The sequence below is a fragment of the Stenotrophomonas sp. AN71 genome, from assembly GCF_050435725.1.
In the GTDB taxonomy this organism is placed as follows: domain Bacteria; phylum Pseudomonadota; class Gammaproteobacteria; order Xanthomonadales; family Xanthomonadaceae; genus Stenotrophomonas.
The window spans coordinates 45631-68072 of the sequence record NZ_JBNDKU010000012.1 but is presented as its reverse complement, the minus strand read 5'-3'; the positions used below and the strand labels follow the sequence as shown (position 1 = coordinate 68072).

20 protein-coding genes and 2 tRNA genes are annotated in these 22442 nt (G+C 67.6%); 19 read left to right on the top strand and 3 right to left on the bottom strand.

Annotated elements, in window-relative coordinates:
- Positions 1–3: 3 nt before the first annotated feature.
- Positions 4–1152 (bottom strand): pyridoxal phosphate-dependent aminotransferase, encoded by a 1149-nt coding sequence (locus ABH900_RS17045; RefSeq protein WP_429624316.1) that lies wholly within the window; start codon positions 1150–1152, stop codon positions 4–6.
- A gap of 113 nt (positions 1153–1265) precedes the next feature.
- Here ABH900_RS17045 and ccmA point away from each other — a divergent pair, with 113 nt between their 5' ends.
- The 11 genes from ccmA (at position 1266) to ABH900_RS16990 (ending at position 9739) form a co-directional block, all read left to right on the top strand.
- Positions 1266–1997, top strand: a complete 732-nt coding sequence (ccmA, locus tag ABH900_RS17040; protein WP_429624315.1) for a heme ABC exporter ATP-binding protein CcmA — start codon at positions 1266–1268, stop codon at positions 1995–1997.
- A complete protein-coding gene (gene ccmB, locus ABH900_RS17035) occupies positions 1994–2689 on the top strand; it encodes a heme exporter protein CcmB (RefSeq protein WP_429624314.1) in 696 nt (231 codons plus the stop codon). The genes ccmA and ccmB overlap by 4 nt, the downstream gene beginning before the upstream one ends.
- A 43-nt stretch (positions 2690–2732) precedes the next feature.
- On the top strand, positions 2733–3503 hold the full coding sequence (ccmC, locus tag ABH900_RS17030) for a heme ABC transporter permease CcmC (protein WP_429624313.1): 771 nt from the start codon (positions 2733–2735) through the stop codon (positions 3501–3503).
- Positions 3500–3685 carry a heme exporter protein CcmD gene (locus tag ABH900_RS17025; protein ID WP_429624312.1) on the top strand — a complete coding sequence of 62 codons (186 nt, stop codon included), beginning with the start codon at positions 3500–3502 and terminating at the stop codon, positions 3683–3685. The genes ccmC and ABH900_RS17025 overlap by 4 nt, the downstream gene beginning before the upstream one ends.
- Positions 3682–4143 carry a cytochrome c maturation protein CcmE gene (gene ccmE, locus ABH900_RS17020; RefSeq protein WP_429624311.1) on the top strand — a complete coding sequence of 154 codons (462 nt, stop codon included), beginning with the start codon at positions 3682–3684 and terminating at the stop codon, positions 4141–4143. Before ABH900_RS17025 ends, ccmE begins: the two co-directional genes overlap by 4 nt.
- On the top strand, positions 4144–6063 hold the full coding sequence (locus ABH900_RS17015) for a heme lyase CcmF/NrfE family subunit (RefSeq protein ID WP_429624310.1): 1920 nt from the start codon (positions 4144–4146) through the stop codon (positions 6061–6063).
- An 8-nt stretch (positions 6064–6071) separates the two neighbouring features.
- The gene (locus ABH900_RS17010; protein ID WP_429624309.1) at positions 6072–6689 is read left to right on the top strand and encodes a DsbE family thiol:disulfide interchange protein; all 618 of its coding nucleotides are present in this window, start codon (positions 6072–6074) and stop codon (positions 6687–6689) included.
- Between the two features lie 4 nt (positions 6690–6693).
- Positions 6694–7143: a cytochrome c-type biogenesis protein gene (locus ABH900_RS17005; RefSeq protein WP_429624308.1), complete on the top strand. Its 450-nt coding sequence runs from the start codon at positions 6694–6696 to the stop codon at positions 7141–7143.
- Positions 7137–8126, top strand: coding sequence for a tetratricopeptide repeat protein (locus ABH900_RS17000; protein ID WP_429624379.1), 990 nt, complete (start codon positions 7137–7139; stop codon positions 8124–8126). Before ABH900_RS17005 ends, ABH900_RS17000 begins: the two co-directional genes overlap by 7 nt.
- A gap of 155 nt (positions 8127–8281) precedes the next feature.
- Complete coding sequence (gene metX, locus ABH900_RS16995; RefSeq protein ID WP_429624307.1) at positions 8282–9394, top strand: homoserine O-acetyltransferase MetX; 1113 nt, start codon at positions 8282–8284, stop codon at positions 9392–9394.
- Positions 9395–9739 (top strand): DUF1294 domain-containing protein, encoded by a 345-nt coding sequence (locus ABH900_RS16990; RefSeq protein WP_429624306.1) that lies wholly within the window; start codon positions 9395–9397, stop codon positions 9737–9739.
- Positions 9740–9832: 93 nt separating this feature from the next.
- Here ABH900_RS16990 and cydC read toward each other — a convergent pair whose 3' ends face one another.
- Positions 9833–11506 (bottom strand): thiol reductant ABC exporter subunit CydC, encoded by a 1674-nt coding sequence (gene cydC, locus ABH900_RS16985; protein WP_429624304.1) that lies wholly within the window; start codon positions 11504–11506, stop codon positions 9833–9835.
- Positions 11503–13248: a thiol reductant ABC exporter subunit CydD gene (cydD, locus tag ABH900_RS16980; RefSeq protein ID WP_429624303.1), complete on the bottom strand. Its 1746-nt coding sequence runs from the start codon at positions 13246–13248 to the stop codon at positions 11503–11505. The genes cydC and cydD overlap by 4 nt, the downstream gene beginning before the upstream one ends.
- A 228-nt stretch (positions 13249–13476) precedes the next feature.
- Between cydD and ABH900_RS16975 the strand changes: the two genes are divergently transcribed.
- From ABH900_RS16975 to pgaB, 8 genes are all read left to right on the top strand, one after another.
- Positions 13477–15066, top strand: coding sequence for a cytochrome ubiquinol oxidase subunit I (locus ABH900_RS16975; RefSeq protein WP_429624302.1), 1590 nt, complete (start codon positions 13477–13479; stop codon positions 15064–15066).
- A 15-nt stretch (positions 15067–15081) separates the two neighbouring features.
- Positions 15082–16233: a cytochrome d ubiquinol oxidase subunit II gene (gene cydB, locus ABH900_RS16970; protein WP_429624301.1), complete on the top strand. Its 1152-nt coding sequence runs from the start codon at positions 15082–15084 to the stop codon at positions 16231–16233.
- 54 nt (positions 16234–16287) lie between these two features.
- The gene (gene cydX, locus ABH900_RS16965) at positions 16288–16404 is read left to right on the top strand and encodes a cytochrome bd-I oxidase subunit CydX (protein WP_006457009.1); all 117 of its coding nucleotides are present in this window, start codon (positions 16288–16290) and stop codon (positions 16402–16404) included.
- 55 nt (positions 16405–16459) lie between these two features.
- A tRNA-Pro gene (locus ABH900_RS16960) sits at positions 16460–16536 on the top strand.
- A 140-nt stretch (positions 16537–16676) separates the two neighbouring features.
- Positions 16677–16753 (top strand) — tRNA-Pro (locus tag ABH900_RS16955).
- 221 nt (positions 16754–16974) lie between these two features.
- Positions 16975–18180: a CynX/NimT family MFS transporter gene (locus ABH900_RS16950; protein WP_429624300.1), complete on the top strand. Its 1206-nt coding sequence runs from the start codon at positions 16975–16977 to the stop codon at positions 18178–18180.
- A 342-nt stretch (positions 18181–18522) separates the two neighbouring features.
- The gene (gene pgaA, locus ABH900_RS16945; protein ID WP_429624299.1) at positions 18523–20550 is read left to right on the top strand and encodes a poly-beta-1,6 N-acetyl-D-glucosamine export porin PgaA; all 2028 of its coding nucleotides are present in this window, start codon (positions 18523–18525) and stop codon (positions 20548–20550) included.
- A 1-nt stretch (position 20551) separates the two neighbouring features.
- The gene (gene pgaB / locus ABH900_RS16940) at positions 20552–22438 is read left to right on the top strand and encodes a poly-beta-1,6-N-acetyl-D-glucosamine N-deacetylase PgaB (RefSeq protein WP_429624298.1); all 1887 of its coding nucleotides are present in this window, start codon (positions 20552–20554) and stop codon (positions 22436–22438) included.
- Positions 22439–22442 lie beyond the last annotated feature (4 nt).

Here is a 22442-nt window from a genome sequence, read left to right as displayed (position 1 = left end):
CGCTCACAACAGGCGCAGGCGTTCGATCGCCGCGTCCATGGTCGCTTCGTTCTTGGCAAAGCACAGGCGCACCAGGCGCTGGCCGGCCGGCGGGTTCTCGTAGAACGGCGACAGCGGAATGGCGGTGACGCCCTTTTCGATGGTCAGCCACTTCACGAATTCATGGTCCGGCAGGTCGCTGATGGCCGAGTAGTCGACCAGCTGGAAATAGCCGCCCGGCACCGGCAGCGCCTTCAGGCGGGTACCAGCCAGCTGCTCGCGGAAGCGGTCGCGCTTGGCCTGGTAGAACGCACCCAGCTCCAGGTGGTGTTCGGGTTCGTCGCGGATCATCGCGGCGAAGCCGTACTGCGCCGGGCCGAAGCTGGTGAAGGTGTTGTACTGATGGACCTTGCGGAACTCAGCAGTCAGCGCCGGCGGGGCGATCGCATAGCCGATCTTCCAGCCGGTGCAGTGGTAGGTCTTGCCGAAGCTGGAGATGACGAACGCGCGCTCGCGCAGTTCCGGGTAGCGCAGCGCCGATTCATGGCGGCGACCGTCGTAGATGATGTGCTCGTACACCTCATCGGAAATCAGGTAGATGCCGGTGCCGCGCAGCAGCTCGGCCAGCGCCTGCATGTCCTGCGCCGACAGCATCGCGCCGGACGGGTTGTGCGGCGTGTTGACGATCAGCATGCGGGTGCGCGGGGTGATCGCCGCACGCACGCGGTCCCAATCGACGGCGAAGGTCTGCGGGTCCAGCGACACGTGCACCGCCTTGGCGCCGGCCAGGTCGATGGCCGGTTCGTAGCAGTCATACGCCGGGTCGAGCACGATCACCTCCTCGCCGGCACGCACCACGGCGTGGATGGCGTTGAAGATGGCCTCGGTGCCGCCACTGGTGACGGTGATCTCGCTGTCCGCGTCGACCTGCGCGCCGTAGCAGTCCAGCGCCTTCTGTGCGATGGCCTGGCGCAGCGGCGCCACGCCGGTCATCGGCGGGTACTGGTTGAGCCCGGCGGCCATTGCCTTGGCGGTTTCGTCGATCAGGCGCTGCGGCGCCGAAAAATCCGGGAAACCCTGGCCCAGGTTGACCGCGCCGTGTTCGGCGGCGAGCTGGGACATCACGGTGAAGATCGTGGTACCGACCTTGGGCAGCTTGGTGGTGGGTTGCATCGGCCTGGGCTGTGGGGGAACAAGGGCTGGAAGTGTACGAAATCCGGACCCCGCCTGCGGCGCCGACGGTAGTGCCGGGTCATACCCGGCGGCTCTTTGCACATGCCTCACCGATGGCAGGCCGCGCAGCGTGCTCGCCGGGCATGGCCCGGCGCTACCGGGCCACATTCACCGCTACAATTGCCGCCGCACTCCGGCATGAAGACCCCTGCCCCTTGAACACCCCTGCATTGCTGGCCGCCAGCGGCCTGAGCTTCTCCCGCAATGACGAGCCGGTGTTCGGCCCGCTGGACTTCCATGTGGACGCCGGCGAGGCCCTGCTGGTGCAGGGCGGCAATGGCGCAGGCAAGACCACCCTGCTGCGGGTACTGGCGGGCCTGGCACGGCCCGGTGCAGGCCAGGTCCGGATCGACGGCAAACCGGCCAGCAACGCCGAGCGCGCGCGCTACGTCGCTTACCTCAGCCATCTGCCGGCGTTGAAGCCGGACCTGGGTACGCTGGAGAACCTGCATTTCCTGTGTGGCCTGCACGGGCGCCGCGCGCGGCAGATGCCCGGCAACGCGCTGGCCATCGTCGGCCTGGCCGGCTATGAGGACACGCTGGTGCGACAGCTGTCGGCCGGACAGAAGCGACGGCTGGCGCTGGCACGCATCTGGCTGTCGCCAGCACCGCTGTGGCTGCTCGACGAACCCTACGCCAATCTCGACCTTGAGGGCATCACCCTGGTCAACCGAATGATTTCGGCGCACCTGCGCGCCGGCGGCGCTGCGCTGGTCACCACGCATGGCGCCTATGCCGCACCGCCGGTGCGCACCCGCCAGCTCGACCTCGGCGGTGCCGCATGATTGCCCCAGGAACCGAACCGGGCCTGTGGCAGACCGCCGGCGCCCTGATCAAGCGCGACCTGCGCCTGCTCTGGCGTCGCCGCGGCGATGCGCTGCAGCCGCTGCTGTTCGCCGTGCTGGTGGTGGTGCTGTTTGCGCTGGCGCAGGGCCGCGAGCCGCAGTTGCTGGCCGCGACCGCCGGTGCGGTGCTGTGGCTGGCGGTGCTGCTGGCCGGCCAGCTGTCGCTGGACTCGCTGTTCCGTTCCGATGCCGAAGACGGTTCGCTGGAACAATGGCTGCTGGCGCCGGTGCCGCTGGCCTGGCTGGTGCTGGTGCGCGTACTGCTGCATTGGGCCACCACCGCGTTGCCGTTGATCGTGGTCAGCCCGCTGCTGGCCGAAATGCTGCATCTGCCGCATGACCAACTGCCGATGTTGCTGGCATCGTTGCTGCTGGGAACACCGTTGCTGAGCCTGATCGGTGGCGTGGTCGCCGCGCTGACCGTGGGCATTCGACGCTCTGGTATTCTCGTGGCGTTGCTGTCGTTGCCGCTGTACGTGCCGGTGCTGGTGTTCGGCGCAGGCAGTCTGGCGGCAGCCGGACGCGGCCAGGATCCGGTCGGTGCGCTGCTGATGCTCGGCGCCGGCCTGCTGGTCGCGCTGGTACTGGCACCGCTGGCCACTGCTGCTGCAATACGCATTTCTCTGAGTTGACCGAGCTGAGAGCCAATCCACCCCTGCTGGATAGCCGCCACGCATGAATCCGATTGTCCGCTGGTTCCACCAACTCGGCTCGCCCCCCACATTCGACCGCTTCGCTGCCCGCTGGTCGCGGCTGTTCTACCTCGCCGCGGTGCCGGTGCTGCTGGTCGGCATGTGGCAGGCGCTGCTGGTGGTACCGCCGGAAGCCAAGCAGCTGGACAGCTTCCGCATCCTCTACATCCACGTGCCCAGCGCCTGGATGAGCCTGTTCGTGTTCGCGCTGATGGCCCTGTATGCCGCCATCGCGCTGATCTGGCGGATCAAGGTCTGCGAGATCCTGGCCATGGCCTGCGCGCCGATGGGCGCCGGCTTCACCCTGATCACCCTGCTCACCGGCAGCATCTGGGGCAAGGGCACCTGGGGCACCTGGTGGGACTGGGACCCGCGCATGACCAGCGAACTGGTGCTGCTGTTCCTGTATCTGGGCGTGATCGGCCTGTACCACGCCATCGAGGATCGCCGCAGTGCCGCGCGCGCGGCGGGCCTGCTGGCCATCGTCGGCGTCAGCCTGCTGCCGGTGATCCGCTATTCGGTGGACTGGTGGGGCGGCCTGCACCAGCGCCAGTCGATCAATGTGTTCGGAGAATCGGCAATCAGCAGCGCGATGATCGCGCCGCTGTGGTGGATGGTGATCGGCACCAAGTTCTGGTTCGCCGGTTCGGTGCTGGCCAAGGCGCGCGCCGACAACCTCGACCGCGAGGCCGGCAAGGCCTGGGTCGGAGGCCGTGTCGATGCCGCGCCCGGCCCGCAGGAGGCACAGCCATGACCCACCTGCCCTATGTGATCGGCGCCTACGCCGTGTTCGTGCTGGTGCTGTGCGCCGATGCCATCGGTTCGTGGCTGCGCCTGCGCCTGGCGCACCGCCTGGCCGTGGCACGGCAGCAGCGCCAGCAGGCCCGGGGCGGCAGGCAGGACGCCGCCCCGCTGTCGACGGAGCTGGAACGATGACCCCGGTTCAGCGACGCCGCCTGGTGTGGGTGCTGCTGGCTCTGCTCGCCTCCGGCCTGGCCACCGCGCTGGTGGCGATGGCGCTGGAGCGCAACATCGCCTATCTGTACACACCCTCGGAAGTGCTGCGCGGCGATGTCGATGCGCAGTCGCGCTTCCGCCTCGGCGGCATGGTGGTCAAGGGCTCCTTCAATCGCCCGGTGGGCTCGCTGGAAGCACGCTTCGAAGTGACCGATGGCGATGCGCAGCTGGCCGTGACCACCGCGCGGATCCTGCCGGACATGTTCGCCGAAGGGACTGCGGTGGTTGCCAGCGGCCGCCTGCAGGATGGGACATTCGTCGCCGACGAAGTGCTGGCCAAGCACGATGAGAAGTACGTGCCGAAGGAAGTGGCCGACAAGATGGGCGATGCCCATCGCAAGCATGATGTGCCGGTAACGCCGACCGAGGTGCGCTGAGTGCTGCCCGAACTGGGTCAGATCCTGCTGCTGTGCGCGCTGCTGGCGTCGCTGCTGCAAGCCGGCCTGCCGCTGGTCGGCGCGCATCGCAACCACAGCGCGTGGATGGCGGTGGCACGGCCGGCAGCGTTCGCGCAGCTTCTGCTGGTGGCCGGCGCCTTCGCGGTACTGACCGCCGCGTTCGTGCAGCAGGATTTCTCGGTGCGCTACGTGGCCGAGAACTCCAATTCACTGCTGCCGATGATCTACCGCTACTCGGCGGTGTGGGGCGCGCACGAAGGTTCGCTGCTGATGTGGGCACTGGTGCTGGCGCTGTGGACCGGCGCAGTGGCACTGTTCTCGCGGCACCTGCCAGCACCGGTGCAGGCGCGCGTGCTGGCGGTGATGGGCATCGTCAGCGTCGGCTTCCTCGCCTTCCTGATCTTCACCTCCAACCCGTTCCTGCGCCTGAACCCGGCGCCACTGGAAGGCCGCGACCTCAACCCGCTGCTGCAGGACCCGGGGCTGATCATCCATCCGCCGATGCTGTACATCGGCTACGTCGGCTTTGCGGTGCCATTCGCGTTCGCGGTGGCCGCACTGCTGGAAGGCCGCGTGGACGCGCGCTGGCTGCGCTGGACGCGCCCCTGGACCAACGTCGCCTGGGGCTTTCTGACCGTGGGCATCGCGCTGGGCAGCTGGTGGGCCTATTACGAGCTGGGCTGGGGCGGTTGGTGGTTCTGGGACCCGGTGGAAAATGCCAGCTTCATGCCGTGGCTGGTCGGTGCGGCGCTGATCCACTCGCAGGCCGTCACTGAAAAGCGCGGCACCTTCGGCAGCTGGACGCTGCTGTTGGCGATCGCCGCCTTCGCGCTGTCGCTGCTGGGCACCTTCCTGGTGCGGTCCGGCGTACTGACCAGCGTGCATTCGTTCGCTGCCGATCCTTCGCGCGGCCTGTTCATCCTGGTGTTCCTGTCGCTGCTGGTCGGTGGCAGCCTGCTGCTGTACGCCCTGCGTGCCAGCCAGCTGAGCGTGGACGCCGACGACCCGCGACGTGGCTTCACCGCGACCTCGCGCGAGACCCTGCTGCTGGCCAACAACCTGCTGCTGGCCAGCGCCTGTGCGATGGTGCTGCTCGGCACGCTGTACCCGCTGCTGGCCGATGCGTTGTCGCTGGGCAAGATCTCGGTCGGCCCTCCCTACTTCGGCAGCCTGTTCCTGCTGCTGATGGCGCCGATGGTGCTGCTGCTTCCGTTCGGCCCGCTGGTGAAGTGGCAGCGCGACCAGCCCTCGCGCGCGTTCGCGCTTCTGGCCCCGTGGCTGGGCCTGGCCGTGCTGCTTGGCGCGCTGGCCTGGTGGCAGGCACCACAGAACGGCTGGAAAGCCGGCATCGGCGTGGCCGCTGCGGCCTGGGTCGGGCTCGGCACCGCGCGCTTCGTCTGGCAGCGCGTGCGCGGCAACGGCCGCTTCACTGCGGAAATGCTCGGCATGATCGTCGCCCACGCCGGCGTGGCGGTGTTCCTGGCGGGCGCGCTGCTGGTGGAAGCCCTGAACGTGCAACGCGAAGTGGCACTGGCACCGGGCGAGCAGGTGGTGGTCGGGCGTCACGAAGTGCGCTTTGAAGGCGTGGACCATCGCGAAGGTCCCAACTTCATCGCCGACCGCGGCCACCTGCGGGTGTTCCGCGACGGTCGCGAGCTGGCCCTGCTGCATCCGGAGAAGCGCCAGTACGCCAGTGGCGGCCAGGTGATGACCGAGGCCGGCATCGATGCACGCTTCGACGGCGATGTCTACGTGGCATTGGGCGAGCCGCTGGGCAACAATGCATGGGCGGTACGGGTGCACATCAAACCGTTCGTGCGCTGGATCTGGCTGGGCGCGCTGTTGATGGCCCTGGGCGGATTCATCGCCGCCGCCGACCGCCGTTTCCGTCGTCCGTAGGAGTTCCCATGTCCGAGTCCCCCGCCCCGCGCCCCTCCCGCCCGCTGCCGCCGGTAGCCATCGTGATCGGCGTGCTGTTCTTCTTCGGCCTGCTCGGGTTGATGATCTACGGGGTGATGAAATCCGGCGACCCGCAGCGCGGCGTGCTGCCGTCTGCGCTGATCGACAAGCCGGCGCCGGCCTTCGCGCTGCCGGTGCTGCACGACCCGGAGATGATCGTGCACAGCGACGACCTGCGCGGCGCCCCTTATCTGTTGAACGTATGGGGCAGCTGGTGCGCGGCCTGCCGCGAAGAACACCCGGTGCTGACCCGCTTCGCCGAGAGCAAGCGCGTGCGCGTGATCGGCTACAACTGGAAGGACGACCCGAACGACGCCCTGCACTGGCTGGAACAGCTGGGCAATCCGTTCATGGTGGTGCTCAGCGATGTTGAAGGCCGCACTGCAATCGACTGGGGCGTGACCGCCGCACCGGAGACCTTCCTGGTCGACGGCAGCGGCATCGTGCGCTGGAAGTACAGCGGTGCGATGACCCAGCGCGTGGTCGACGAGAAGCTGATCCCGGCGCTGGAGAAGATCGAGAAGGCCCAGGGCAGTGCCGGCAACACCCTGCATACGGCGCCCTGAGCCCATGCGCTGGCTGCTGGCGCTGCTGCTTCTGGTGCTGCCGCTGGCCGCGCTGGCCCAGCAGCCGCTGCACGACCCGCAACCGCTGCAGTTCCGCGATGCCGGCGAGGAGCGCCGCTTCCATGACCTGGCCGCGCAGTTGCGCTGCGTGCAGTGCCAGAACCAGTCGCTGGCCGACTCCAACGCGCAGATCGCGCAGGACCTGCGCCGCGAGGTACTGCAGTTGATGCAGCAGGGCCACGACGACGCGCAGATCAAGCAGTTCCTGGTGGCCCGCTACGGGGAGTTCGTGCTCTACCAGCCACCGTTGCAGCCGGGCACCTGGCTGTTGTGGGGGGGCCCGCTGCTGGTGCTCGCTGCTGGTACGCTGGTGGTGGCGGGCATCGTCCGCCGCCGTGGACGCACGGTAGCCGCCGCAGCGGCCAGCAAGGATGATGAAGGAGACAGCTGGTGAGCCAGTGGCTGCCGATGCTTGCCGGTCTGGTGGCTGCGCTGATGGCCGCGCTGGTGCTGTGGCCGCTGCGCCAGCACGGTCGCCGCGGCTTCGCGGTGGGTGTGCTCGCACTTGGCGTGGCCGGCGCCTGCCTGTATGTGCTGGTGGGTGACCCACGTGCGGCACAGGTGCAGCCGGCGCCTTCGGTGGCAACCCTGCGTGATGGCGTGCAGGCCCTGCAGGACGCGCTGAAGCGTGACCCGCAGCGCGCCGATGGCTGGGCGCTGCTGGGTCGTTCGCAGGCCGAACTGGGCAATATCCCGGCCGCAGCGGACGCCTTCGCGCGTGCCGCCGCATTGGCGCCGGATGATCCGGGCGTACTGGTGGAAGCCGCGCAGGCGCGCGCGCAGGCCGATGCCGGCAAACAGTTCGATGACATCGCGATGGCCTGGTTGCAGCAGGCGCATGCACAGGCCCCCGATGCCGAGCGCGCCAGCTGGCTGCTGGGCATTGCCCTGCGCCAGCGTGGGAAGAACGCCGAGGCTGCCGACGTATGGAGTGGCCTGCTGCCGCGGCTGGAGCCAGGGGCCGCACAGGCGCTGAAGGCGCAGATCGCCATCGCCCGCGAGGCCGCCGGCCAGGCCCCCGATACGGCTGCCGAACCACCGCCCGCACTGCTGCAGGTGCGCGTGCAGCTGCCTGCGTTGCAGGGTGCGCACTGGCCCGCCAGCACCCAAGTGTTCGTACTGGCGCGGGCCGTGGGGGGACCGCCGATGCCAGTGGCCGCACGCAAGCTGCCGCTGGCCGGTTTCCCGGCCACGGTCGGGCTGGGTGACGGTGACAGTCCGATGCCGACCGCGCCGCTGTCGGCACATCGCGAAGTGGAAGTGCTGGCACGCATCTCGCGCTCGGGCAGCGCCAACCGCAGCGACGACGACCTGCAGAGCGTTCCGGTGAAGGTCAACCTGCCGCATGAAGGCGTGGTGGAGCTGCGCTTTCCCTAGCATCACCTACCCGGTAGTGCCGGCCGCTGGCCGGCAACCACGCGGACGTATCAGGATTCATGGGGTTGCCGGCCAGCGGCCGGCACCACCGGATACATCGCCGATGGAAACCAGCGTGTCGCCAGCTCCACATGCGGCCCCGCTAGAATGCCCGCATGACCGAATTCATTCCTCCCGGCACCCGTTTCCACGCCCTGCCCTCGCCGTTCCCGTTCAAGCGCGGCGGCGCCCTGCACGGCGCGCGCGTGGCCTACGAGACCTGGGGTACGCTGGCCGCCGATGCCAGCAACGCGATCCTGATCGTCACCGGACTGTCGCCGGACGCGCATGCCGCAGCCAACGACGCCAACCCGGCACCAGGCTGGTGGGAGGCGATGGTCGGTCCGGACAAGCCGATCGACACGCGCCGCTGGTTCGTGGTCTGCATCAATTCGCTGGGCAGCTGCAAAGGCTCGACCGGCCCGGCCTCGCTGAATCCGGCAACCGGTGAACCCTACCGCCTGGATTTCCCCGAACTGTCGATCGAGGACGGTGCGCGCGCCGCGATCGAGGTCGTGCATGCACTGGGCATCAAACGGCTGGCCTGCGTGATCGGCAATTCGATGGGCGGCATGACCGCGTTGGCCGTGCTGATGCTGCAGCCGGGCATCGCGCGCAGTCACGTCAATATTTCCGGCAGCGCACAGGCGCTGCCGTTCTCGATCGCGATCCGCTCGCTGCAGCGCGAGGCAATCCGTCTCGACCCACGCTGGAATGGCGGTCACTACGACGATGCCGAGTACCCCGAGTCCGGCATGCGCATGGCGCGCAAGCTTGGCGTGATCACCTACCGCTCGGCCCTGGAGTGGGATGGCCGCTTCGGCCGCGTGCGACTGGATTCGGACCAGACCGATGACGATCCGTTCGGCCTCGAGTTCCAGGTGGAGAGCTATCTGGAAGGCCACGCACGGCGCTTCGTGCGCTTCTTCGATCCGAACTGCTACCTGTACCTGAGCCGTTCGATGGACTGGTTCGACCTGGCCGAGTATGCCGACGGCGACGTGCTGGCCGGGCTGGCGAAGATCCGGGTGGACAGGGCACTGGCGATCGGCGCCAACACCGACATCCTGTTCCCGGTGCAGCAGCAGCAACAGGTCGCCGATGGCCTGCGCGCCGGTGGTGCCGATGCGCGCTTCATCGGTCTGGAATCGCCGCAGGGACACGACGCCTTCCTGGTCGATTTCGATCGCTTCGGCCCGGCCGTGCGCGATTTCCTCGACGCCCTGTAAGTGGCGTGGCGGCGTAATCTGGCGCTGGCCGCCTTCGGCGCGTTGATCGCGCTGATGATCAGCGGCGTGCTGCCGCCGTGGCTGGGCGGCTGGTGCCTGCTGGCCAGCGCGGTGTCGTTCGGCCTGTATGGGCACGACAAGCGTGCTGCACAGCGAAAGCAATGGCGGATTCCCGAACGCACCCTGCAGCTGCTGGCCTTCGCCGGCGGCTGGCCGGGCGCACTGCTGGGCCAGGCGCTGTTCCGCCACAAGCACCGCAAGGCCTCGTTCCAATGGGTGTTCTGGCTGTGCGTGCTGGCCAACGTGGCCTCGATCGCGGTGATGCTGCGCGAGTTTGCGCGGTAACCCCCGCAATCGGTAGTGCCAGCCGCTGGCCGGCAATTCCGTATCAAGCGCCATAGCGCCATGAGGTTGCCGGCCAGCGGCCGGCACTACCATTCACGCTTCGCGGATCAACACGCCATCGCACAACCGGTACTGCGCGTCGACAACCCCTTCGGGCAGGTCGTCATGGGTGATCATCAACAGGCTGCGCCCGTCCAGCAGTCCTGAAAGATCCTGCAGCAGAGCGTGCGCGGTATCCACGTCGAGGCCTTCGGTGGGTTCGTCCAGCAGCAGGATCGGCGCGTTGCGCAGCAGCGCGCGGGCCAGTGCGAGGCGGCGCGCCTGCCCGGCCGACATGGTCGCGCCGTTCTCGCCCACCCAGGTCTGCAGGCCGCCGTTGCGCTCGGCCCATTCACCCAGGCGCACGCGGCACAGCACGGCCCACAATGCGGCGTCGCTGGCCCCGGGATCACCCAGGCGCAGATTCTCGGCGACGCTGCCGGCAAATACCGGCGCATTCTGCGGCAGCCATGCAAGCTGGCGGTGCCAGTCGGCCTGGACGAAATCGCGCAGGTCGCGTCCGCCATAGGTGATCCGCCCCTGTTGGGGATCCCACAGGCGCAACAACAGGCTGGACAGCGTAGTCTTGCCGCTGCCGCTGTCTCCACGGATGGCGATGCGCTCGCCCGGCGCCAGGGTCAGCTGCAGGCCGGACAACACCGGTCGCGCTGCGCCTGGCCACTGGAAATGCACGTCGTCCCAATGCACCCGTGCGGCCGCCGGGACCGGCTGCGGCAGTTGCGGATCCTCCACCGTCGGCACCTGCTCGACGATGGCCTGCAGGCGATCGGCGGCGATCCGGCCGGATTGCAACGACTGCCAGGCCAGGCCCATGCCGGCCCACAGCTCGATCAACGCCACGGTGAGAAACACCAGGCCCGCCGCCATTTCCGGCGCGATGCGCTGCTGTTCGGCCGCGTGCAGGGCCAGTGCCAGCATCGCCACCAGCCCCAGTCCGGCAACCAGCCCATGCAGGGTCGAGGCCGCGATCAAGCGCCAGCGCCGGCGCCGGTCGCGCGAGGCCAGCTGCTTGGCCGCCACGCGCACCTTCAACTGCCAGGCCGCATCGGCATGCAGTGCGGCCAGGTCACCTGCCCCTTCCAGGCCTTCGAACGCGGCAGTACGCAGTGCGGCGCGATGCGCGGCACGGTCGGCCTCTTCATCATCGTGGCCACGCACGCCCAGCCATGGCACACCGAAGGCGATCAGCAGCGCCAGCGCGGCCAGCAGCAGCGCCGCCGATGGCAGGATCAGCGCCGCCGACGCCACCGCGACCAGCGACAACGCACCCAGCGCCACCAGCGGCCCGATCGCGCGCACCAGCAGTCCATCGACTTCACCGATGTCCCCCAGCAGACGCGCCAGCAGCTCGCCGGTACGCGTGGCACCCAGCCGTGCCGGTGCCAGTGGCAGCGCGCGGCGGAAGAACCACACGCGCAGGTCGCGGGCGATGCGAAGGGTGGCGTCATGACCAACCAGCTTCTCGAAGTAGCGCGACACGATGCGCGCCATGGTCAGGCCACGGATGCCGGCCGATGGCGAAAAGAAATTGAAACCCTGGCCGAGACCGGCCGCACCGGCCAACGCGGCGGCCGTGAGGAAGCCACCGGACAGCCCCAGCAGCGCGGTGCCGGCCAGCATCGTGGTCCACAACAGCAGTACCGTCAGCAGCAGGCGCGGACGATGGCGCAGGAACACCGCGCGCAAGGAATCGGACGAGCGCTTCATGCGCGCACCGCCTGTGCCGGTTCCACCAGACGACCTTCCGGCAGCAGCAGACAGCGGTCGGCCCAGGCGATCACGGCTGGGCTGTGAGTGGCCACCACCACGCTGCGGCCGCGCGCATACGCGGCCAGGCTGCGCAGCAAGGCCGCCTCGGTCTCGGTGTCGAGGAAGGCGGTCGGCTCATCCAGCAACAGCACCTGCGGGTCGCGCAGCAGCAATCTTGCCAGGCCGACGCGCCGGGCCTCGCCACCGGACAGGCCGAAGCCGCGCTCGCCGATCACCGTATCCAGGCCCTGTGGCAGGCGTTGGGCGAACTGCAGCACCTGCGCGGCCTCGGCCACCGCGCGCAGGCGCGCATCGCTGGCTCCGGGATCGGCCAGGCGCAGATTGTCGGCAATGCTGCCGTGGAACAGGTAAGGGCGCTGGCTGGCGTAGGCCACCTGCACGCCGGGGCGCAGCTGCAGCTTGCCGGCGCGCGGCGGCAACCAGCCCGCCAGGGCTTCCAGCAGCGTGCTCTTGCCACTGCCACTGGGGCCGACCAGGGCCAGCCGTTGGCCCGGCTCGAGCAGCACATCCAGATCCTGCAGCACGTCATCCGGCGCACCCAACGGCCGCAGCACCAGCCCCTGAGCCCGCAGCGGCGGCAACGCAGCCTCGGCCGGCTCCACCGCCTGCGGCGCGATCTCGTTCTCGATCAGGCCCTGCTCATCAGGCAGCGAGTGCAGCAGGCGCTCCACTTCGGCAGCCGCGGCCAATGCATTGGCACGGTCGTGATAATGGGCGGCCAGCCGGCGCAGCGGTGCATAGAACTCCGGCGCCAGCAGCAGGCAGAACAGGCCCGCACCCAGCGTGGGCACGGTCGAATGCAGCGACATCATGCCCAGATAGCTCAGGCCCAGGTACAGGGCAACCATCGCCACACTGACCGACGCGAAGAATTCCAGCACGGTGGACGACAGGAAGGCGATCCGCAGCACCTTCAGGGTGCGCAGGCGCACGCCTTCGGCCGCCGCCTCGACCCCGGCCAGCTCGGCCTCGCCACGGCCGTACAGCCGCAGCAGGCCCAGGCCCTTGATGCGGTCGGCGAAGTGCCCGCTCATCCGCGCCAACTCCCCCAGCTGGGCGCGGCCGGCAGCTTCGGCGCCCCACCCCACCAGCATCATGAAGAACGGCACCAGCGGCGCGGTGAACAACAGGATCAGCGCCACCACCCAGTCGACCCAGGCTACGGCGGCCAGAATAAGCAGCGGCACCACCACCACCTCGGTGCGCACCGGCAGGAACCCGCTGTAATAGCTCTCGATCGCATCGCCGTGATGCAGCATCAGCTCGCCCAGTTCGCCGGTGCGGCGTTGGCGCAGCCACAGCGGGCCGTGACCCAGCAGGCGCGCGAACACGCGTTCGCGCAGTGCCAGCCGCGCAGCGTCGGCCACATCGCCTGCCGCCGCCTGGGTAGCGCTGCCCAGCAGCGTGCGCAGCACCAGGATCAGCGCCAACGCTGCCAGCACAGGCACACCCGAGGCCAGCGGCGCGCGATCCACCAGGACCTGCTGCACCAGCCAGGCGATGGCTGCGGCCTGGCCGATCAGCAACCCGCCGGATACGCTGATGCACAACGCCGCGACGCGCTGGCGGCCTCGGGCAGAGCGCGCCAGATCGGCCAGCCAGGCCGTGCGGGCACGCCGCTGGCGAGCGGATTCAGCATCCTGGGAAAGGCCGTCAGGGGTCGTTTCGGCAGCGCTCAAGGGGTCTTCACGGGTCACGGGGGATACACGGCATTGTAGGCGCAGGCAACAGCCCGCCCCTGCGGCCGGCGGTCGCAGTCTGCATCGGGTTCGCATACGATCCCTTCGCGTACCTGTTCATACATTGATCTGGATCAAGGCTGTTTGAAGTAGTCGGTCACATCATTCACGTCGTAGACCACCCTTCCCGCCACCTGCAACGGCACTATCCAACGAGGTAGCCAGGCCATGATTGATCAGACAGTCGTAGAACTGTCGCGGCTGCAATTCGCGCTGACCGCGATGTACCACTTCCTATTCGTACCGCTCACCCTTGGCCTGTCCTTCATGGTGGCCATCATGGAGAGCGTCTATGTGATGACCGGCAAGGACATATGGCGCAGGATGACCCTGTTCTGGGGCGTCCTGTTCGGCATCAACTTCGCCATGGGCGTGGCCACCGGCATCGTGATGGAGTTCCAGTTCGGCATGAACTGGTCCTACTACAGCCATTACGTCGGTGACATCTTCGGTGCGCCGCTGGCCATCGAAGGCCTGATGGCCTTCTTCCTGGAAGCCACCTTCGTCGGCCTGTTCTTCTTCGGCTGGAACCGCCTGAGCAAGGTCAAGCACCTGATGGTGACCTGGTTGATGGCACTGGGCACCAACCTGTCGGCGATCTGGATCCTGATCGCCAATGGCTGGATGCAGAACCCGACCGGTGCGGTGTTCAATCCGGAAACCATGCGCATGGAAGTCGTCGACTTCATGGCGGTGGTGTTCAACCCGGTGGCACAGGCCAAGTTCGTGCACACCGTCAGTGCCGGCTACGTGACCGGCGCGGTGTTCGTGATGGCCATCAGCGCGCTGTTCCTGCTGCGCAACAAGCACAAGGATCTGGCCCGCCGTTCGTTCGCGGTGGCCGCAGCGTTCGGCCTGCTGTCCTCGCTGTCGGTGGTGGTGCTGGGTGACGAGAGCGGCTACGCCGCCAGCGAACACCAGAAGATGAAGCTGGCCGCGATCGAAGCGATGTGGGAAACCGAGCGTGCGCCGGCCGACTTCACCGCCTTCGGCATCCCCAACCAGCAGACCCACCAGAATGACTACGCGGTGAAGATCCCGTACCTGATGGGCCTGATCGCCACCCGATCGTTGAACCAGCCGATCCCGGGCATCCTGGAACTGGTCGACCGCGCCGAACACCGCGTGCGTGGTGGCCAGCTGGCCTACGGTGCACTGGAACGCCTGCGTGCCAACAAGAACGACGTCGAAGCCCGCGAGATGTTCGACCGCCACTGGCAGGATCTGGGCCACGGCCTGCTGCTCAAGCGCTACCGCGATGACATCCTCAACGCCACCCCGCAGCAGATCTCACAGGCGGCGATGGATACCGTGCCGCGCGTGATGCCGCTGTTCTGGACCTTCCGCGTGATGGCCGGCCTCGGTTTCTACCTGATCGCCTTCTTCGCACTGGCCTTCTACTACTCGTGCCGCAACAACTTCCAGGACAAGCGCTGGTTCCTGAAGGTGGCCCTGTGGACGCTGCCGGCACCGTGGATCGCCATCGAATGCGGCTGGTTCGTAGCCGAGTACGGTCGCCAGCCGTGGGCGGTCGATGGCGTGCTGCCGACCTTCTACGCAGCATCGGGCCTGGCCCTGCACGAAATCGTGCTGACCCTGGCCGGCTTCACCGCGATCTACACCGCGCTGATCGTGGTCGAGATCAAGCTGATGCTCAAGGCGATCCGCAAGGGTCCGGACGAGGTGCTGCCGTCGCTGCAGTCGCCTGCGCCGCATGCTTCCCACAATGCCTCGGCGCCCGCCGCCGGCCAGGCCTGAGGCAGGAGAACCACGATGGATTTCATTCTTCTGGACTACACCACGCTGCGCGTGATCTGGTGGCTGCTGCTCGGCGTGCTGCTGATCGGCTTCGCCGTGATGGATGGTTTCGACCTGGGCGTGGGCACCCTGCTGCCCTTCGTCGCCCGCAATGATGCCGAGCGCCGGCTGGTGATCAACACCATCGGCCCGGTCTGGGAAGGCAACCAGGTGTGGCTGGTGCTCGGTGGCGGTGCGATCTTCGCTGCCTGGCCGCCGCTGTATGCGGTCAGCTTCTCCGGGTTCTACCTGGCGATGTTCGTGATCCTGTTCGCGCTGATCCTGCGCCCGGTCGGCTTCAAGTTCCGCAGCAAGATGCCCAGCGAGCGCTGGCGCAGCACCTGGGACTGGGCGCTGTTCATCGGCGGCTTCATCCCGGCGTTGATCATGGGCGTGGCGGTGGGCAACGTGCTGCTGGGCGTGCCGTTCCACTTCGATGACAGCATGCGCATCTTCTACACCGGCTCGTTCTTCGGCCTGCTGATGCCCTTCGCGTTGCTGGCCGGCCTGCTCAGCGTGTCGATGCTGGTCGCGCACGGCGCCGCCATGCTGGTGCTCAAGACCGATGGCCCGGTGGCCGAACGTGCCGCCCGCTTCGGCAGCATCGCCGCGGTGATTGCCTTCGTGCTGTTCGCTGCGGGTGGTGCCTGGGTCGCCTTCGGTCTGCCGGGTTACCAGATCACCTCGCAGGTGGTCACCGATGGCGCCACCAATCCGCTGCTGAAGACCGCCGAACTGGGTGCCGCGGGTGGCTGGATGCGCAACTACAGCGCGATGCCGGCCACGATCCTGGCCCCGCTGGCGGGCCTGATCGGCCTGCTGGCCAGCGCGGTGCTGCTGCGTGCCCGTCGCGGCGGCCTGGCGTTCATCGCCTCCGGTGCGGCCATCGCCGGCATCATCTTCACCGTCGGCTTCGCCATCTTCCCGTTCCTGCTGCCGTCCTCGAGCCAGCCCACCTCCAGCCTGACCGTGTGGGATGCCTCGTCCAGCCATCTGACCCTGTGGATCATGCTGCTGGCCACGGCGCTGTTCCTGCCGATCATCATCGGTTACACCACCTGGGTGTACCGCGTGCTGAAGGGCAAGACCACCAGCGAAGAAATGGGCAACAACCCGAACGCTTACTGATTGCCAGTGTGCCGGCCCAAGGCCGGCACCTGCCCTGCACACAGGAGATTGAACATGTGGTATTTCGCCTGGATTCTTGGTGCCGGCCTCGCCTCGACGGTGGCCATCCTCAACGGCATGTGGTTCGAAGCTCGCGAGCAGAACCGCATCGACAAGGAAAATCGTCACTGAGCCGTAAAAAAGCCTTGCCGCCTTGGCCTTCACACGGTATCTTAGGCGGCTCCTTCGGGGTGTAGCTCAGTCTGGTAGAGCGCTACGTTCGGGACGTAGAGGTCGCAGGTTCGAATCCTGTCTCCCCGACCACGATTGTGGTCGCATTGAAGCCTGGTGAAGTCGTCCAGGCTTTTTTGTTCCCTGAAGTGGCACTGCTTCGGCAGTGTGAAGAAAACAGCATTTACCTCTTGCCGCCATCGGGGTAAATCGCTAGAATAGGCGGCTCCCTTCGGGGTGTAGCTCAGTCTGGTAGAGCGCTACGTTCGGGACGTAGAGGTCGCAGGTTCGAATCCTGTCTCCCCGACCACTCCGGTGGTCACCAAGAAGCCTGGAAGACTCAACGTCCTCCGGGTTTTTTTGTATCCAGCGCCCGGCATACCCGCATGACGGGACCTTGCCGGACCACGCACGTACAATGGCCGCGCTGCCGGCCCACCTGCAGCCACTCCCCCACCTGCCGCATCGGCGCAGCCCGATGTCGGCGCTGCACGCCACGTTCGCGGTGTGCGACACCTGCAAGGACCACCGATGAGCTCCACCACCACCGATTCGCCGTCGCTGCTGCACGGCCGCGTTCTGGCCTTCGCCGCGATCCTGCTGGCAGCGGTCAACCTGCGCACTGCGGTCACCTCGATCACACCGCTGCTGGATGTACTCGGCCAGCAGTTCGGATTCGGCACCACCATGACCGGCGTGCTGGGCATGCTGCCGACTGCCTCGTTCGCACTGTTCGGCGTGGCCACCCCGGCACTGGCGCGGCGCCTGGGCCTGGAACGCACCACCCTGCTGGCGATGGTGATGGCAATGGCCGGCCTGCTGCTGCGCTCCAGCGCCGGCAACGTCGGCACGCTGCTGCTCGGCTCGGTGCTGGCCCTGGCCGGCATGGGCATCGGCAACGTGGTGGTGCCGCCGCTGGTGAAACGTTATTTCGCCAACAAGGTCGGCACCATGAGCACGCTCTACATCAGCGTGCTGCAGCTGGGCACGATGCTGCCGGCGCTGTTGGCGGTGCCGGTCGCCAACGCTGCAGGCTGGCGTGTGTCGCTGGGCATGTGGGCACTGCTCGCACTGGCCGCCGCGTTGCCGTGGCTGGTACTGGCCAGGCAGGCGCCGAAGCCGCAGGCCGACGCCACCGACCCCACCGCGCAGCCGCATGGCAAGGTCTGGCGCACGTCGCTGGGCTGGAGCATGACGCTGATGTTCGGCATGACCTCGCTGATGACCTATTCGATGTTCACCTGGCTGCCGCGCATCGTGGTCGAGGCCGGTGGCACACCCGCCTTCGGTGGCGTGATGGTGGCGGTGTTCTCGGCGCTGGGCCTGCTGCCGTCGCTGGTGATCCCGTCGATGGCGGTACGCCTGCAGAACCCGTTCCCGCTGGTGCTGATCGGCTTCCTGTCGTTCGTGATCGCGTTCACCGGCCTGCTGCTGGCGCCGATGAAGGCACCGCTGCTGTGGGCGTGCCTGCTGGGCGTCGGCCCATCGACCTTCCCGTTGGCGCTGACCCTGATCAACCTGCGCACCCGCACGCCCACCGGCTCGGCGGCGCTGTCCGGCTTCATGCAGGGCGTGGGCTACAGCTTCAGCTGCCTGGGCCCGTTCCTGGTGGGCTGGTTGCACACGGTCAGCAATGGCTGGACGCTCCCCTTCAGCTTCCTGTTCGGCTGCGCCACCCTGATGCTGTGCGCCTCCTGGGTGGCCTGCAAGCCCCGCAAGCTGGAAGACCTCTGGTGAGCCAGGCGGGCCGCTCTGGCGGCCTCATCCATGGCCGCCCGGCCCTGTCCCGTACGTTGACGCCGGGCTGACAATTCGGGGCGGATAGTGCCCACGAATGCCCATCCTTGCCGCGTGCCGGCATCGGGCATGGGGGCGGCTCCGCCGTCCAGGCCACCACTCGGTGTGCGGGGGACTTTCGTTTCAGACAGACATTGCAGGTCGCTGTCCGGGTTGTATCCGTCCTGACTGGGCGGGTGTGCACGAAGGGAGTGACGCAGGCCACGGCCATCCCGAAATCTGGCATGTGATGTGCGTCACATTTTTCAAGGTTGTCTGGTTCGGAAGCCAAGGGGGTCCCCAATGGTTGTCCACCGTCGGCTGGCGCTGTGCGTCGGCCTCGCCTGCACCGCCCTGGCCTGGGCCAGCAGCGCCGCCCCGCCCGACCGTGGAGCAGCGCTGGCCGAGATCGGCCGTTACCGCGACCAGGCCCGCTGGCTGGACGCACTGGGCGCGATCGAGCGCGCCAGCCAGCAACAGCCCGATGACGACCTGCTGTTCAAACTGCGCGTACTGACCCTGGGCGACATCGGCAATGCCTGGCGCGCCTGGGAGCTGTACCAGCAGCGGCCGCAACTGTTCGACGATGCCCAACGGCAGCGCCTGGAAGGCGACTACCTGGCCAAACTGGTGGTCTGGAGCCTGGCTTACAGCAGCAGCGAAGACAGCCGCCTGGAAGAGGCCGAGTCGACCCTGGCCCGCATGCAGCGCTACCTCGGCAGCGAGGGCACCCCGTCCTCACAGGCGCCACTGCGCATCCGCATGGACCGGCTGATCCTGCTCAACCGGCTGGGTCGCCATGCACAGGTGCGCGATGAAGCGCGGGCCCTTCAGGCCGAAGGCCACGTGCTGCCCGACTACGTGCTGCCGGCAGTGGGCGATTCGCTGATGGGGACACTGCACCCGGAAGAAGCCATCCCGGTGCTGCAGGCTGCAGTGGCCGGCGACCCGACACGCGATGCCTCGCATTCGGAACTGGCCTACGCCTACCTGGAAAGCGAGCAGCAGGAAAAGGCCATCGACCTGCTGCAGGCGTGGCGCGACAAGGAGCCGGCGTGGCGCTGGAGCAATGGCAGGTCGCCATACGCGAACTGGTCGCGCTACGAAGCCGATCTCAACCTGGCGATGGTGCGCGCCTACAGCGGTGACCTGCGCACCGCGCAGCATGACCTGCAGTCGATGGTCGACATCGCTCCCGGCAACGGCGGCCTGCAGAGTGCATTGGGCAGCGTCTACATGATGCGCGGCTGGCCGCGCATGGCACTGCAGCGGCAGCAGATGGCACATGCGCTGGACCCGCGCGACATCGAACCGCGGCTGGGCATGGAAGAGGCTTTCGTTGCTCTTCAGCGCGATGACCTGGCACGGCCACTGCACGACGACCTGGTCGCGCGCTACCCCACCCAACCCGCCGTGGAGCGCATGGACCAGGCCTGGCGCGCGCATCGCGGCTGGCAGCTGAAAGCCTGGACCGATATCGGCCACAGCTCCGGCGGCGGTGGTACCTCACCGCTGGGCAACAACGATCGCCGCTATGGCATGGAAGTGCAGACGCCGATCCTCGACGATCGCTGGCGGCTGTTCGCTTTCGCCGACCGGCGCTCGACCGACTTCCAGGACCAGCGCATCGATCCGCTGTGGCTGGGTGCGGGCGTGCGCTATCGCTTCGGCCAGCTCGATGCGGAAGCTGCGGTGCTTCGCGCCAACGACCACATCGGCGATACCGGCCTGCGCCTCGGCCTGGGTTGGCAATTCAACGATTACTGGCACGCCGGCCTGGTGGCCGCGCGCAACGATCCGGACGCCTCGATGCAGGCACGCGCGGCCGGCATCACCGCCGACAGCGTGACCGCGCAGGTGGACTACCGGCGCAACGAGCTGACCCACTGGGCGTTCGGCGCCAGCCGGTTCCGCTACGACGATGGCAACCAGCGCGAATTGTTCAGCACCAGTCTCGAACAGCGCCTGCTGACCCGTCCGCGCTGGCTGATCGATGGCCTGGCCAGTGCCTATACCAGTCGCGGCAGCCGCGAAGATGCGCCCTACTTCAACCCCAGGCGCGACCGCATGGTCGAGGTCGGCCTACGCATCGACCAGCAGCTGTGGCGGCACTACGAGCGCCACTTCCGGCATCGCCTGACCGTCTCGCTGGGTGACTACTGGCAGGACGGTTTCGGCAGCGCACTGGTGCCATCTGTGTCCTACATGCACGAGTGGCAGCTGGGCCCGGGCCGCGCGCTCGAGTACGGCGTGCGCTGGTCGCGGCCGGTCTACGACGGCCACCGCGAGCGCCATATCGGCTTCGAAGCCGCACTGCGCTGGGGAGACTGACATGACCCGCATCCTGCGACTGATCGTGCTCCTGCTGCTGGCTGTGATGCCACCGGCGTTCGCGCAGCAGGCCCTGCATCTCGACGCGATCGACAACGGCCTGCTGATCCTCAGCTACCACGACATCCGCGACCAGGTGGCGGCCAAGGGTGATGCCGATAGCTACGCTGTCAGCACGCAGAACTTCGCCGCGCACCTGGACTGGCTGGGCGCGCACGGCTACCACCCGGTGTCACTGTCGCAGCTGATCGAGGCCTCACAGGGCCGCGCCACACTGCCGCCGAAGCCGGTGCTGCTGACCTTCGACGACGGCCTGCGCAGCGTCTACGACAAAGCGTTTCCGTTGCTGCAGGCCTACCACTATCCGGCGCTGGTGGCGGTGATCACCGACTACGTGGACATGGCACCGGGCCGCACCATCGACTATGGCTATCGTCCGTTCGGCCATGACGACTTCGTCACCTGGGCGCAGCTGAAGCAGATGCACGACAGTGGCCTGATCGAAGTGGCCAGCCACACCGACGACCTGCATCACGGCGTGCTCGCCAACCCGCAGGGCAACTCCACGCCCGCGGTAGTCACCCGCATCTACACGCCGGCAACGCACGGTTACGAAACCGAAGCGCAGTACGAGCAACGCCTGCGCGCCGATCTCAGCCGCAGCGTGCAGCGCATCGAGCAGCACCTGGGCGTACGCCCGCGTGCGATCGTCTGGCCATATGCCGCCTACAACCAGCTCAGCAACGATATCGCCGAACAGCTGGGCATGCCGGTCTCGTTCGACCTCGAGGGCCGCAGCACGCCGGTGGCCAGCGACCTGCATGGCCTCGCACGACTGCTGGTGAGCGACAACCCGACCGTGGAAGGCCTGGCCTACGAGCTGCGCCGCGACGTCGCCCTCGATGGCATCCGTGCCCTGCAGATCGACCTGGACGATGTGTACGACCCCGACCCGGCACAGCAGGCGCGCAATCTCGACGCACTGATCGAACGGGTCAAGCGCATCGCGCCGACCCATGTCTACCTGCAGGCCTTCGCCGACCCGGATGGCAACAACACTGCCGACGCCCTGTACTTCCCGAACCGGCACATGCCGATGCGGGCGGACCTGTTCAGCCGGGTTGCCTGGCAGCTGAAATCCCGCGCGGGAGTGAAGGTCTACGCCTGGCTGCCGGTGCTCGGCTTCGAACTGCCCGACCCGCTACAGCGCAAGGCGCTGGCGATCCGCAACGGCGATGCAGACGGCATGTACCGGCTGGACTTCACCAACCCGAAGGCACGCCAGATCATGCTCGACATCTACGAGGACCTGGCGGTCAACTCCTACTTCGAAGGCCTGCTGTTCCATGACGATGGCTACCTGCGCGATACCGAACTGCCAGCGCTGACGGCCGGTCGGGATGGCAGCGCACGTACCCAAGCGCTCATCGATTTCACTCTGGCCCTGCGCGACAGTGCGCAGCGTTGGCGGCCAAAGCTGGCAACCGTGCGCAACCTGTACGCCGAGCCGGTGCTTCGTCCACAGAGCGAAGCCTGGTTCGCGCAGCGCCTGGATCTGTTCAACAAGGCGTACGACCAGACCGCGCTGATGGCGATGCCGTGGATGGAAAGCAGCCCGCACCCGGAGCAGTGGCTGGATCAGCTGCTGGTGGCGGTGCGCGCGCACGACCCGCAGCTGCAGCACACCCTGTTCGAGCTGCAGACCGTCGATTGGCGCACCGGCAAGCCGATTCCCGCCGACCGCCTGCGTGCGCAGATCCGTCAGCTGCAGGCACAGGGCGTGCACCACTTCGCCTGGTATCCGGATGACTTCATCGCCGACCAGCCCTCCACCCGCGATGCCCGTGCGGCGATGTCCGCCGGCACCTTCCCGTACCCGGAGAAGTGACGTG